Below are 11,688 nucleotides of genomic sequence, written 5' to 3'. Positions count from 1 at the left end.
ACCGAGCGACAATCCTTGCGGGCCTTTCGTCCTTCGGCCCGATCTCGGTCTCACCAGTGCCGCAGCCGCTGCCCAAGATGACGGTCGGTCAATACAAGGCGCTTCTGAAGCTCTGCCCCTGCTTGTTCAACCAAGTGGCGATGCAATCGACGTCCAGAGCGGTCGTCCACTTCTGCGAGCTGACGCTAGGCACACGGATAGTGTCGACGAACGTGAATGAGGCATTCAGGGTCCAGCATCCTAACCTGCCCCCGCCGTTCGCTTATCCCATGCTCGACCGTGGCGGCAACGGCGGCACCATCATGGAACTGCTCTGCAGTGACGTGCTGACGAATGAAGGCATCCCCGAGATGGAACTGGACGTTGAACGGTGGCCTGTCTGGACGATGCCTGGCCACGCTCTTCTCAATGAAGGCAACATGTCCGAGCTGCAGGCATTCGGCGATATCCTTATCCCCTGCGGTCCGACGAACCTCGTCATATCCGTGAAGAGCGAAGTGGCCCGCGAACGCCTGCTCTATTCCTCCAATTCCATCGAGGGCATCGGTTTTGGCTTCTTCAAGGAGCCGGAGGAGTTCTGGACCACCAGTCGGATGAATCTCTACAAGCGCATGGGCTTTTCAGCCATCTATATGCCTGACGAAACCCACACGGCTGTCATGGATCACGTGACGCTGAATGGGTCGGCGGCGCAGGCAGTGAACATCAACGGCACCCCGCTCTATCGCCCTCACTCGATCTTCGGCACCGACATGCGACGAGTGGTCGGAAGGTCCAGCCTGAAGCTGTAGCCTCAGGTGTTCAAGACCCTGATGTCGCCGATGAACGATTCCAGCGTCTGCAGATGCGGCTGCACCGATTTCGGGAATTTCTCGATGATCGGCTGAGGGACGACGAGCTTGACGTTCGCGTCCACCATCTCCTTGAACTGTGTTTCCGACACGCCCTCCTGCAGCGTCAGCAGATGCTTCTCGGGAATGCGGTTGGCCTCGTTCAGGATCTGCCGCCACCTATCCTTCACCGTCGTCTTGACCGCCAGCATCCGTAGCTTCGAAGCAGGGAATGACGGGTCCTGATAGGCGGTCTGCGATGGGAACAGGAAGTCAGGGCTCTTGCCGGGTTCGGACACTGGCTGGTGCGAAAAATGCGTGCCCTCGACGAGCTTTTCTTCCGTGAAGATTTCGCGCGCGTGCAGCTCGAGCGATCGACCAGAGCGCGACTTGCGGCGCTGCAGTATTGTCTGCGCCCGCGCGATGAACGCGTCGACGGTCGTAAAGCCCTGCATGATCAGCGGCAGTTCGATCGCCTGCTCGACGCTCTGGTAGATCTCGAACTCGCACGTGCGCCGGCGCATGAGCCGCTGATCGGGCATGAGCGACGCGTGCGACTGCAGCTCAGCGGCCTTCGCGATGATCTCCATGCCAGAAGGAAATTTCGTCAGCCACGCCGGCGGGATTTCCGTGGCATTGAGCCAGCAGTTGGCACGGACCGGCGCCACCAAAGCAAGGCTGCCCTGTATCGTGCCGCCTGCCGGCAGGATGACGGACTTGCCCGGCTCGATCGGCCCGACGCGATCCTCGACGACGTCTTCCTCTGTCCCGTGACGGCAGACCCAAACGTGGCACTCGGGCGTTTCGCCCTGCGACACCGGAAACGCGAAAACGGTCAGAGCACCGGTGCTGTCGGGATCGAGCAACGCGGATTCCGCACCGCCGAAATTCGTCAAGCGTGTTTCGTCTCGCCCGTTCTTCTGGGCCTTGGCGCGCTTGCTGTTGTAGTAGATCAGCCGGACCTGCCGAGCGTCGGCATGACTGTCGATGAACAGGTCGATCCAGAGATCTGGATTGTCGACGTCGATCCGGTTGATCGCCGGAAACACCTCGAAGAGCAGCTGCTTAGGGATGTAGGGGCCGGCCTGATGCGAGCCGTTGGCCAAAGTGTCATTGCCAGACAGCCGTTTCACGTACCACGTGTACGACAGCCCGCTGTACTCGGCCAGCCAGTCGCTTAGTTCCATCATCCTAGATCGTCCCCCTGATCTCGCCTCGACCCTCCTCGCTTTTCAGCCATTCGGCAGTGCGCGTCAGGGTCTCTTCCAAGCCAATGCGCCCCGGCCCACGGAAAGCGCACTCCCAAATCTCGAGGCGACGGAGGCCACGTTCGCCGAGCAGACTATCGACCTTCACGTCTCGAGCGCGATTCGTATCGATCTTCTGCTGCCAGAAGTCTTGCCGCGTCCCCGGGAGTTTGAAAAGAGAGCAGTCGTGGCCGTGCCAGAAACAGCCGTGCACGAAGATTGCTGCTCGATGCTTCGGCAGCCAAAGGTCGGGTTTGCCGGGTATCTCTTTTGGATGCAGCCGATACCTGAAGCCGAGCGCGTGAAGGCCGGTGCGGATCAGCAATTCCGGTTTGGTGTTCTTTCCGCGAATGCCAGACATCATGCGTGATCTGGTCACGCTGTCGACGACGTCAGCCATGTTGACTGACCCGCTGGCCACAGGCGATGGTTGTCGCATGGAATGGCTTGTAGAGTTCGAAGGGCAGCGATTGCCCATGGACCGCGTCTGGAGCGAGGAATTCGCCCAGATCGTCGGACCACTTGTCGCGAAGCTGAAAGCTGCGCTCGACGGCGCCGAGGGCATCGAGGAATTGAAGGTCGTCATCTATGCCGAGGACGACGGCCAAGACCTCGGTTGGGGCTTCAAATTCGAGGGCCCGCCGCTGGTAGTCAACCGAGCGATCGACCTTTTTGGCACCAGCGCCGAGATCACCAAGACAACGCATTAGGCGCTGAGCTTCATCGGCTCCAACGTCGCGGCGGTCGCCAGCGCCTTCTCGATGAATGGCAGCATGTGGCTGGCGACGGCCTTTACCACCGGCACGGCGACGCTGTTCCCGAACTGCCGATATGCTTGCGTATCCGACACGGGGATCACGAACTCGGCCTTGCCGGGCTCGTCGAAGCCCATCAAGCGGGCGCACTCCCGGGGCGTCAATCGACGAGGGTTCTTGCCGGCGCCGCGATCAATCAAGATCTCGGAGCCGTCCTTGTAATAGCGAGCCGACAGCGTGCGCGCGACGTCGTTCGGACCGACGAGGCCATAGCCGAATCCATTGCCAGCAGCCTGGTGCTTGGCGGCATAATTCCGCAGGTACTGCCAGAGATGATCTGTGAGCGTGTAGCGATCAGAGACGGACGCGATGTTGCCCACGGTATAGTGCTTGTCGGGGCCTTCACTGCCGTCCTCGGGATGAAGGATCGTCTTCAACTTGGGGCCAGAGAACGGATCGGCCATGTCGAAATCGTTGAACGAGAAACCAGCTTTCAGGTCTTTGCGGAAGCCCACGATGAAGATGCGCTCGCGGTGCTGGGGCACGTACCCCTTGGCGTCAATGACCTTGGCGACGACGTCGTAATCGAGCTTGTTCTTCAACGTGTCCATGATGATTTCGAACGTGCGCCCCTTGTCGTGATTGACGAGGTTTTTCACGTTCTCGAGGACGAATGCCTTCGGGCGATGATGATCGATGATACGCGCGACGTCGAAGAACAGCGTACCCTGCGTCTCGTCGGCGAATCCATGAGCGCGGCCAAGCGCGTTTTTCTTGCTAACACCGGCGATGCTGAAAGGCTGGCAAGGGAAGCCTGCCAGCAGGATGTCATGCGCGGGAATGTCGGCGGCCTCGACTTTCGTGATGTCCCCGGTGACATCGTGGTCGTCGTTGCGATAGTTGGCCTTGTAGGTCGCTTGGCTGTACTTGTCCCACTCGCTGGTGAACACGCACTTGCCGCCGATATGATCGAAGCCGCGACGGATTCCGCCGATGCCGGCGAAAAGGTCGATGAAGGTAAACTTGGGGTCGTTGTTGACGATCTGCGGCCGGGCACCGAGCATGCCCTGCAACACGACCATTGCCGCAGCCCGGGGCTCCTGCTGTCCGCGCTCCCAACGATACACTGTCGAGAGCGAAAATCCTACGATCGGAGCCAGCTCTTCAAGGGAGATGCCGACCTGCTGACGCAGTCTCGAGAATTCGGAGATGGAATCGGTCATTTCGCCCTCTGGGTATTTTTTTGTCACGTTGCCAGGTTTCCACCTCGCTGACAAGAACAGAACATGCACAAAAATAGGTTATTAAGCCGTTAACCTGCTACCGACCTGCCCGCAGATCGCCAGCAGGTCATTTCGCGCCCGCATCCTGAATTAGCTATCAAATTCAACGCGCTACCCCTCAGACTTCGACGACCAAATCCTCGATGAAACCACTGTCCTCGCCGTGATCCGGCCCCTGATATCCTCTGGGGTTCGCGATTATCCGTGTGTTTCCAATCAGATAGTCGTGGTGCTGGTGGACATGCCCATGCACCCAGAGCGTCGGCTGATGTCGCATGATCATCGGCTCGAGATCGGAGGCAAAGGCGGCATCGCTGACCTCGACGCTGCCGGCGATGGATCGGCGGCTGGGGGCATGATGCGTGACCACGACGGTCGGGCCGGCGAATGGCTGCGACAGCGCGGCATCGATCGTCGCGCGGTGCTGTGCGTGGGCAGCCCGGGTGTCCGCTGGCCAGATGGCAGTGCCGTCCGGTTTCTTGACGCGCTGATATTCCGGCATGTGTTTCGCTGCCCAAGCTTCAGACCCAAAGACATCATCGGCAAGGCTGAAGTCGGTCCACAGAGTTGCGCCGACGAAGCGAACGCCTTCGATGACGACGGTCTGACCTGACGACAGCACGTGGATGCCACGATCGAGAAGGTCCCCGTTTCCGCTATCCCAGGCATCCAACCCGGCGCTCATCACATCATGATTGCCGGGCACGAAAACGATCGGCGCCGGCGACCATCTGGCCAGCATCAGCAACGTCTGTTCGGTCTCGGCGGCGGCCTTGTCGACGTCGCCTGCGATGATCATTGCATGATGGGGCGGGATGCGGTCAGGCACCCAGAACGTGCTGTCGCAATGCAGGTCGCTCACGATCCATAGCCTCATTCGCCGTCCTCGTCGTCGCCGCCGGCGAGATACTTCTCAGCTTTTGCCAGCTGCTCACGTGCGTCCGCGAGCCTACGCTGAAGCTCCGCGATCTCGGATTTGAGATGCCGGCGATCTTGCTCGACGAAGCCGACTTGCTCGAACGTCGGCGATCGCTCGATGATTTTGATAGTGACTTTCGCGAAGCTCTGCACGCGCGCGACGTATGCGTCGTCGGTCTCGCCGCCACGCCGGCGCAGTTGATAGAGCCGGCCGGTTCCATCGCCGAAGAGCAACCGTCGCGCTGCGTAGTCTTCGTCGGATTCCCCCGGATCGCGCTGCAGCTGCCATTCGGCGCCGTGCATGTCCACGTGATCAACGGTCCCCGCAAGCTCGCCATATCGCCGAAGCACGCGCTCAGTCTCCGCGATCAAGCGCCGGTACTCCGCGAGCTGCTCTCGGACCTGCTCGATGTCCGGCCGGCGATCGCCCGAATACCGATCAATGACGACGATCTCGGGCACGCCGTCGACTGTGATCAGCGCCCCCATATAGTCGCATTCCCAGCCGCAATATGCGATGTCGAACGTGTCGATGATCGCGGGGAACGAGTTCGGATAGCGATTGGCCAGCAGCTCGCGCGCACGGTCGAGAGCGCTTTCATTGTCTGCCCAACTGCTCATTCGCCGCCCTCGCGCGGTCGTGTGATCGACGTGTCCCGCCACAGCGCTCCGGGCTTAAAAACGCGCCGCAGGTATTGCTTCCCGCCGTCGACGCAGAGATTGCCGCAGCTGCACGAACGGAAATCATGACCGTGCGTGGATTCGATTTCGTCGCCGCAGCTCAGACACTGCGCACTGTTTCTGATGATGATGTCGTCGTAGTGCATGTCATTCTCCTTTCAGAACGTCTTCGGCGCCGGCCACGCCGACCTGCGCCAGCGCTTCGAGCAACATCGGCAACCATGGCTTGCCGGCACCTGCAGACAGCGGTGCGCGGACAGTGATTGGCGACGGGTGCTCCAGCGCCGCCGCGGCGATGTCCGCGACGGACGGATCGCGCTGGCCGATCATGCCAACGGCGACTTGATAGGCCCCGCGCGCGAGGCGGCGGTCGCTTTCACGGATGACCATCGCGCCCCCCATCCTGCGGGGCGAGCCGATAGACCCGCGACCGTGTGCGCGCCCATCCGTCAGCCGGATAGAAAGCGATCAGCTCGGACGTGACGATCGCCGGCCTGTCGCCGAGGCGCGGATGCCCCACCACGCTGCCCACCAATGCCAATCCGGCATCACCAGGCACGCGCGCCAGCGACCAGTTCGACAGCACCGGTGCCGCGTCCAACTCGCGCTCGGACGGTCGCGGCGTGATGCCGCTCAACACTGCCAACGACATGAGGCGCTTCATGAGATCGTCCATCAGCACCTCCCGATCAGCCGATCGCGGCCGTCGAGCAGCGTCGTGATGATGCGGCTGAGCTGCCTCAGAGACCCGCCCGGCCACGCCTGCCGAACGAGGTCCATCTCGTCTTCAGCCAGCGGCGCGAACCATCTGCTATCGACGCCGCGCTCGCGAGCGATGCGATCGACGATTTGCCTCGACAGCGTGCCCAGGTGCTCCCAGCCTGGTTCCGGCATCGTGAGAATCCGCATGCGGTCGCGGACTGGGGCCGGCACGCCTTCGAGGCTGTTCGCCGTCGCGAAATGGCTGACGAGCGACAGATCGACTTCGACTTCGAGACAGAGGTCGCGATACGCTCGGGCTTGGTCGACTTCGAGCATTGGCAGAAGGGCATCAGCCGGCGCGCCATTGCGGCGGTCGCTCGAGGCCTTTTCGATTTCGTCCCAGATGATGCCCACCGATGCCTTGCCCGACCGCTTGATGAGCTGCAGCGGCGCGCTTTCGCGAGCGCTGGACCACTGGGCAGACGTGCCCATCAACGCAGCGTCATGCAGGCCGGCGAACGACTGCAACTCGCAAGGCAGGCCCACGGTGTCGAAAATGGCGCGGGCGAAGCTCGACTTGCCTGACCCCGGGGACCCGACGAGCAGGGTCGGTCGGAAGCGCACGGCTGGGGTGGCGGCGAGGTCGCCAAGGATGATGTCGATCAGATCGTCGGCATGCGGCCAGCGTTCGACCAGCGAACGGCGATGCCCAGCGATATCTCCGCGATGGACCGCAGGCAAACGAGTGCCGGCGAGAGAGTGCCAGCTCTTGACGATTTCCTTGCGCCACGACGTCCCGCCCTCCGGCAGCGCAGGCACCACGACGATGCCGAAGGTCTCGCGCGGCGGCAAAGTCTCCGCGATCTCGCCACGGTCCTCGCCGATGACACGATCGATCCACTCGCGGTCCTCGTCCATTTTCGACTTTGTCTTTCCGACGAGCTGCCCGAGCAACTCCGCTGCCTTCGCTTCGAGGGCGGCGAGGCGCAGGTCTTCCAGCACGGCGGCTTGGCTGGCGATCCAGTGCCGGCCGCGCGAGTGGTAATCTCGCATTGAGCGGCAGCTGTAGCTGTGCACAAGCCCGATCGACACTGCATTGCGCTGCGCCTGCATGTAGCTGCTGTGGCCGTATTGAGTTTCGCCGGCGATCTTCGACAGCTCGCGGCGAGCAGCTTCATCGCGCAGACACGATCTGTAGACGAGCATGCGAGTGATCGCATCGTCGTCGCTTACTGCCCGCGCCGCTTGCTCGACCGGCGCAACCGTCTGCAGGCTTACGCTGTCGCGCAACGCCCTCAATGCGCGGCGCAGATTCACGCTGCAGCCTGTGTCGCGCACCATGGACTGATAGGCCCGCAATTCGGCGGCGTCTCGCAGCATGAACTCCGCCCACGAACGCGCATCGATCCTGATGTCGTCGCTCATGAATGGCGCGCCCGACAATAGATCGTCAACGTCGGGCCGGGTGCCCGTGCTGAATGCGTGGTGTGACTTTTGGCGAGCAACATAGTGCTCGCGAGCGCCGTCGCTGGCGCGGGTGGAATCCTTTGATGTCATGGTGGGAATGAAGCGGGCCGGTTCCGGCACCCTGCCCTATGGCACTCCGCTTATGCGGGCTGGGCCTAGGGATACGTGGCCGCGACGATGGCGACCTGCAGCCATGGCTACCCCGGATTGTTCGCGCTGTCCGGGGATTTCTTCGACGGCATTTTATCGACCTGAGCGTCGGCAGAATGAGCGGTCGCTAACGCACTGATTTTGCACGCGTTCTAGATATAATGCATTGCAGTGTCGATTTTTGGTGGCGACACTATTGAAGTGGATATTTATCTACCTTATCTTTTCGTCGTTGGCAGCGATGCCACTTCGAGCAGGGCCAAAAAGAATGACGATCAGGGATGTTCTAAGCCCCGACTATGACCCGGCGACAATGACTGGCGAGGAACTGCAGGCGATACGCAAGCTCACCTATCTCTCGACCACTCAAATGGCTCGCGCGGCCGGCTACGGCGGCAGCAACGCCATAGCCGCCATGACCATTCGAAAATACGAAAGTGGTCAGCAGGCCGTTCCGCGATTGCTAGCGAGACTGGCCGTGATGTTTCTCCACCATGGTGTGCCCGAGAAATGGATCGAAGGTGCCCCGGGACGACAGAAGCCGGGGCCAAAACCGAAGACTGAGTTGGGGAGTGATCAGCGAGTGTTGCGGCAGTTTGCCGACCTCGACTGGGACGAAGGGAACAAGAAATGACCGTCACGCTTGCACAATTGAAGAAGGCTGCGGCAAAGGTCGGCGTCGTTGTCGAACGTGAGCCCCCCGGGCCTTGGGGAGAAGTCGTGTTTCAGCTGATTGCCCCGGAAGGCAAGGTTTTCGCGGAACTCAACTCGCAGTTCGTTGTCTGGACGGAAAACCGGCCAAACGTCGGCAAGGGCGACTACACAAGTCACTTGGAGGACCTTTCGACCCTCGAAGACGGCGATGCCCTGTAACCCAAACAGATGAAGGCTGAAGAAATGACGCGTGCACAGAAGAAGCAGCTCGAAGCCGCCCGCCAGCGTGACCACGAAATTGTCCGTGCCGACAAGAGTGGGCAACTCAGCCGGCAGTGGATGCGGGTGCAGGAAAACTTGTTCACCGCCGGCCTCTCGGCTGAATTCTATGCGTCCGTCCAAGCCGAACTCGACCGCATCAATGAGCAGCGCGACGAAGCTGAGGCCGAAGAACGAGCGGCATGGGAACGGCTGACCAAAGCTGCCTGAGCCCGGCGTAGACGTCGGCTTAATGAAGATTCACGCCTCTGCTTGCAGCGAGATGTCGACGTCGGCTTGATGGGTGCACGACGGCTTCACTTCGCGTGAAAGCGCGTGGAGAGGACGGAAAATGAATGGCAAAGTCTATTACAACGAGCATGACCCCAAGATCTCGCGCTGGCTCAAGCAGCTCATCGCAGATGGACATCTTCCAGCAGGCGATGTCGACACTCGTTCAATCGAAGACGTCACCCCGGGAGAACTCGATGGCTATCGACAGTGCCACTTCTTCGCCGGCATCGGGGGCTGGGCCCTCGCAGCCCAGCAGGCTGGATGGCCCGCCGACCGAGAGCTTTGGTCAGGCAGTTGCCCGTGTCAGCCTTTCTCCCAAGCGGGCGCGAGAACTGGGTTTGCTGACGAGCGGCACCTTTGGCCCGCCTGGCACTGGCTCATCCAAGAGTGTCAGCCTCCAACAATCGTTGGAGAGCAGGTTGCGAGCAAGGACGCAAATCCTTGGCTCGACCTTGTACAAGCTGACTTGGAGGCGCTGGGCTACGCCTTTGGGGCCACGGCGTTTCCGGCTGCTGGCGTCGGCTCGCCCCAAATCCGCGACCGCATATACTGGATGGCCGACGCCGCGTTTGGGGAAGAGCGGTGGCCGAGGGAAGGCGTCGAGGGCGAAGCAGGGCAGGATCGAGGACGTCGCCCAGACGGCGCCCTTTCACATTCATGGCGACATCCCGACTGGGTCGTTTGCTCAGATGGACGATATCGTCCCATTGAACCCGGATCTGAGCCGCTGGCTCATGGGGTACCCGCCCGAGTGGAGCTGCTCAGGGGTTACGGCAATGCAGTCTGCGTCCCGGCCGCCCGCGAGTTTCTCTCGTTTCATCCAGTATTTGACGTTCAGCCCAACAGGCACGACGAGGAACTGGTTGGCGCGTGAACGCAGGCGACGTGGAATCAACACCCGCGCTCGCTTCCCGCTCATTTGGCCTCCGAACTTCTAGGCCTCGCCGTATCGCGCTGCCGCAATCGCCAGCTTGAGCTCGTCAACGGGCTCGAGGGCTTCAATCGCCCTCGCGACATCGGCATCGATCGCCGCTGCCCATTTCCGCATCACGGGCCATTTTTCATGCGTTCCGTCGTGCAGGCTATAGTGTCGCCCGGTCACATCGCTGCGCGTCCCGCCCTCTGAGTGATCGAGGATCAATCTCGTCGTTGGCCGGCTGAACCCCAAAATTCGCTCCCCATAAGTCCCGAAGATAGCGCGGACGTGGTGCGGGCTTGATGTCACGCCCGGCATGAAGCCCATGGCATGAGTGAGCGTCGACGGATTAAGATGGGTCAGCGGCATGCCACGCCGTCGCGCTCGCGTTTGGGGAAATAGATACTCGGGTCGAGGCACATCAGGATCGCTAGCCAGCCGTCCCTGCCAGTCAGCTTCCACGATTGCCACCGCCCGCTTCACGCATGCCCATGCCGCCGCCGGCAGCGGGACCACGTGGGCGTCGCCGTCGCTGCGCTTCCTATCGTCGGCGTACACGTACCACAGGCCTTCCTCATCGCCATCGAGCGGTCGGAAGTCCTCGATCTTGGCGCTGGCTACGGCGCGACGCCGTTGGACCGACCAAACGACGAACTCGACAGCGCAGCCGATGATCGGATCGATGGCACCGGACCGTGCAATGGCGATGACGCGGCCGAGGTCTTCGAGCGTTGGGTCAGCAACCATCCTCTTCGACGGTCGGCGTGTCCGTTCGGGGGCCTTCAACCCTCTCATCACCCCCGGGATCACTCCGGCGTCGCTGATCTGCTGATCCTTTTCAAACCAGCTCCACGCCGCCGAAATGACCCGTGCAGTGTTGGCCGCATGGGTCTCGCGGCCGCTGCGATGGATTTTGCCGACCACGCCGGCCATCTCCGTGCGCGCGATTGTCGGCAGTGGCCGCTTCTGGAACGGTTCGAATTCGGCGGCGCAGATCTTCTGGCGGTAGTCGGCGGCCGTGACGGGAGATTTGGTACGCTTCATCTCGTAGAGGAAAGCCGCCCTGCCCTGCTCGAAGGTCCACCGGAAAACGTCGCGAGGTTTTTCAGGTGCCGGTGCCATCGTGGCCTCAGCGATCTTGCCGGTTCGGACCAGCATCCTCTCGATCCACTCGGCGTTTGGCAGACCGGATCGGTCACGCAACATGGCTTGTCCCCGGACTACCAGATCCCGCGCCTCGGCGATCGTCCATGTGTCAACATCGCCAATGGCCAGCCGAACATCGCGCTTGTCTACGGCATAGCGGAATTGCCAGACAGCCCCGGAAGGGCCGACTCGCAGAACGAGGCCCTTTGCGCGGGAATCGGACACTTCATATCGCTTGGCACCGGGGCGGGCATCGGCTTTGGCCTTGGCAACGATGGCGGCATTAATGGTAGCGGGCATTGGGACGACCTTTCCGTCCCAACGAAGTCGATTGGGACGACATTGGGACGACCTCCAGAAAATACGCAGGAAGCCGTTGTTTCAAGG

16 protein-coding genes are annotated in these 11,688 nt (G+C 61.5%); 6 read left to right on the top strand and 10 right to left on the bottom strand.

Going from position 1 to position 11,688, the window contains the following annotated elements:
* Positions 1 to 56 precede the first annotated feature (56 nt).
* Positions 57 to 791: a hypothetical protein gene (locus tag KIT02_RS02870; protein WP_297582011.1), complete on the top strand. Its 735-nt coding sequence runs from the start codon at positions 57 to 59 to the stop codon at positions 789 to 791.
* Between the two features lie 2 nt (positions 792 to 793).
* Here the strand turns inward: KIT02_RS02870 and KIT02_RS02865 are convergent, their stop codons facing one another.
* Both KIT02_RS02865 and vsr read right to left on the bottom strand, forming a co-directional pair.
* Entirely contained in the window at positions 794 to 2,020 is a 1,227-nt protein-coding gene (locus KIT02_RS02865) for a type II restriction endonuclease (protein WP_297582009.1), read from the bottom strand.
* A 1-nt stretch (position 2,021) separates the two neighbouring features.
* Entirely contained in the window at positions 2,022 to 2,477 is a 456-nt protein-coding gene (vsr, locus tag KIT02_RS02860) for a DNA mismatch endonuclease Vsr (protein WP_297582008.1), read from the bottom strand.
* Here vsr and KIT02_RS02855 point away from each other — a divergent pair.
* Positions 2,476 to 2,787 carry a hypothetical protein gene (locus tag KIT02_RS02855; protein WP_297582006.1) on the top strand — a complete coding sequence of 104 codons (312 nt, stop codon included), beginning with the start codon at positions 2,476 to 2,478 and terminating at the stop codon, positions 2,785 to 2,787. The two genes, vsr and KIT02_RS02855, sit on opposite strands and share 2 nt — an antisense overlap.
* On the opposite strand, the gene dcm is transcribed toward KIT02_RS02855, so the two are convergent.
* The 7 genes from dcm to KIT02_RS02820 form a co-directional block, all read right to left on the bottom strand.
* Complete coding sequence (gene dcm, locus KIT02_RS02850) at positions 2,784 to 4,055, bottom strand: DNA (cytosine-5-)-methyltransferase (RefSeq protein ID WP_297582004.1); 1,272 nt, start codon at positions 4,053 to 4,055, stop codon at positions 2,784 to 2,786. The two genes, KIT02_RS02855 and dcm, sit on opposite strands and share 4 nt — an antisense overlap.
* A gap of 178 nt (positions 4,056 to 4,233) precedes the next feature.
* Entirely contained in the window at positions 4,234 to 4,977 is a 744-nt protein-coding gene (locus KIT02_RS02845; protein ID WP_297582001.1) for a metallophosphoesterase, read from the bottom strand.
* An 11-nt stretch (positions 4,978 to 4,988) separates the two neighbouring features.
* A complete protein-coding gene (locus KIT02_RS02840) occupies positions 4,989 to 5,654 on the bottom strand; it encodes a hypothetical protein (RefSeq protein ID WP_297581999.1) in 666 nt (221 codons plus the stop codon).
* On the bottom strand, positions 5,651 to 5,860 hold the full coding sequence (locus tag KIT02_RS02835; protein WP_297581997.1) for a hypothetical protein: 210 nt from the start codon (positions 5,858 to 5,860) through the stop codon (positions 5,651 to 5,653). Before KIT02_RS02835 ends, KIT02_RS02840 begins: the two co-directional genes overlap by 4 nt.
* A 1-nt stretch (position 5,861) precedes the next feature.
* Positions 5,862 to 6,104: a hypothetical protein gene (locus tag KIT02_RS02830; protein ID WP_297581995.1), complete on the bottom strand. Its 243-nt coding sequence runs from the start codon at positions 6,102 to 6,104 to the stop codon at positions 5,862 to 5,864.
* Entirely contained in the window at positions 6,091 to 6,390 is a 300-nt protein-coding gene (locus tag KIT02_RS02825; protein ID WP_297581993.1) for a DUF6634 family protein, read from the bottom strand. The genes KIT02_RS02830 and KIT02_RS02825 overlap by 14 nt, the downstream gene beginning before the upstream one ends.
* Complete coding sequence (locus tag KIT02_RS02820; RefSeq protein ID WP_297581991.1) at positions 6,390 to 7,841, bottom strand: AAA family ATPase; 1,452 nt, start codon at positions 7,839 to 7,841, stop codon at positions 6,390 to 6,392. The genes KIT02_RS02825 and KIT02_RS02820 overlap by 1 nt, the downstream gene beginning before the upstream one ends.
* 460 nt (positions 7,842 to 8,301) lie before the next feature.
* Between KIT02_RS02820 and KIT02_RS02815 the strand changes: the two genes are divergently transcribed.
* The 4 genes from KIT02_RS02815 (at position 8,302) to KIT02_RS17580 (ending at position 10,113) form a co-directional block, all read left to right on the top strand.
* Positions 8,302 to 8,667, top strand: coding sequence for a helix-turn-helix transcriptional regulator (locus KIT02_RS02815; protein ID WP_297581989.1), 366 nt, complete (start codon positions 8,302 to 8,304; stop codon positions 8,665 to 8,667).
* Positions 8,664 to 8,906 carry a hypothetical protein gene (locus tag KIT02_RS02810; protein ID WP_297581987.1) on the top strand — a complete coding sequence of 81 codons (243 nt, stop codon included), beginning with the start codon at positions 8,664 to 8,666 and terminating at the stop codon, positions 8,904 to 8,906. The genes KIT02_RS02815 and KIT02_RS02810 overlap by 4 nt, the downstream gene beginning before the upstream one ends.
* A gap of 24 nt (positions 8,907 to 8,930) precedes the next feature.
* Positions 8,931 to 9,176 (top strand): hypothetical protein, encoded by a 246-nt coding sequence (locus tag KIT02_RS02805; protein WP_297581985.1) that lies wholly within the window; start codon positions 8,931 to 8,933, stop codon positions 9,174 to 9,176.
* A 121-nt stretch (positions 9,177 to 9,297) separates the two neighbouring features.
* Positions 9,298 to 10,113 carry a DNA cytosine methyltransferase gene (locus KIT02_RS17580; protein WP_366520576.1) on the top strand — a complete coding sequence of 272 codons (816 nt, stop codon included), beginning with the start codon at positions 9,298 to 9,300 and terminating at the stop codon, positions 10,111 to 10,113.
* Between the two features lie 60 nt (positions 10,114 to 10,173).
* Here the strand turns inward: KIT02_RS17580 and KIT02_RS02800 are convergent, their stop codons facing one another.
* A complete protein-coding gene (locus KIT02_RS02800; protein WP_297581983.1) occupies positions 10,174 to 11,601 on the bottom strand; it encodes an integrase family protein in 1,428 nt (475 codons plus the stop codon).
* Positions 11,602 to 11,688: the final 87 nt, after the last annotated feature.

This window comes from Devosia sp., assembly GCF_025809055.1.
Lineage (GTDB): Bacteria > Pseudomonadota > Alphaproteobacteria > Rhizobiales > Devosiaceae > Devosia.
The sequence above is the reverse complement of the archived record's forward strand: the minus strand, read 5'-3'. Positions and strand labels throughout refer to the sequence as shown.

Bases quoted from the DNA above. Each gene is read 5' to 3' on its own strand.
- KIT02_RS02810 (WP_297581987.1), top strand. From the start codon at position 8,664: ATGACCGTCACGCTTGCACAATTGAAGAAGGCTGCGGCAAAGGTCGGC.
- KIT02_RS02805 (WP_297581985.1), top strand. From the start codon at position 8,931: ATGACGCGTGCACAGAAGAAGCAGCTCGAAGCCGCCCGCCAGCGTGAC.
- KIT02_RS02835 (WP_297581997.1), bottom strand. From the start codon at position 5,860: ATGCACTACGACGACATCATCATCAGAAACAGTGCGCAGTGTCTGAGC.
- KIT02_RS02865 (WP_297582009.1), bottom strand. From the start codon at position 2,020: ATGATGGAACTAAGCGACTGGCTGGCCGAGTACAGCGGGCTGTCGTAC.
- KIT02_RS02840 (WP_297581999.1), bottom strand. From the start codon at position 5,654: ATGAGCAGTTGGGCAGACAATGAAAGCGCTCTCGACCGTGCGCGCGAG.
- KIT02_RS02855 (WP_297582006.1), top strand. From the start codon at position 2,476: ATGTTGACTGACCCGCTGGCCACAGGCGATGGTTGTCGCATGGAATGG.
- vsr (WP_297582008.1), bottom strand. From the start codon at position 2,477: ATGGCTGACGTCGTCGACAGCGTGACCAGATCACGCATGATGTCTGGC.
- dcm (WP_297582004.1), bottom strand. From the start codon at position 4,055: ATGACCGATTCCATCTCCGAATTCTCGAGACTGCGTCAGCAGGTCGGC.
- KIT02_RS02820 (WP_297581991.1), bottom strand. From the start codon at position 7,841: ATGAGCGACGACATCAGGATCGATGCGCGTTCGTGGGCGGAGTTCATG.
- KIT02_RS17580 (WP_366520576.1), top strand. From the start codon at position 9,298: ATGAATGGCAAAGTCTATTACAACGAGCATGACCCCAAGATCTCGCGC.
- KIT02_RS02800 (WP_297581983.1), bottom strand. From the start codon at position 11,601: ATGCCCGCTACCATTAATGCCGCCATCGTTGCCAAGGCCAAAGCCGAT.
- KIT02_RS02825 (WP_297581993.1), bottom strand. From the start codon at position 6,390: ATGGACGATCTCATGAAGCGCCTCATGTCGTTGGCAGTGTTGAGCGGC.
- KIT02_RS02830 (WP_297581995.1), bottom strand. From the start codon at position 6,104: ATGGTCATCCGTGAAAGCGACCGCCGCCTCGCGCGCGGGGCCTATCAA.
- KIT02_RS02815 (WP_297581989.1), top strand. From the start codon at position 8,302: ATGACGATCAGGGATGTTCTAAGCCCCGACTATGACCCGGCGACAATG.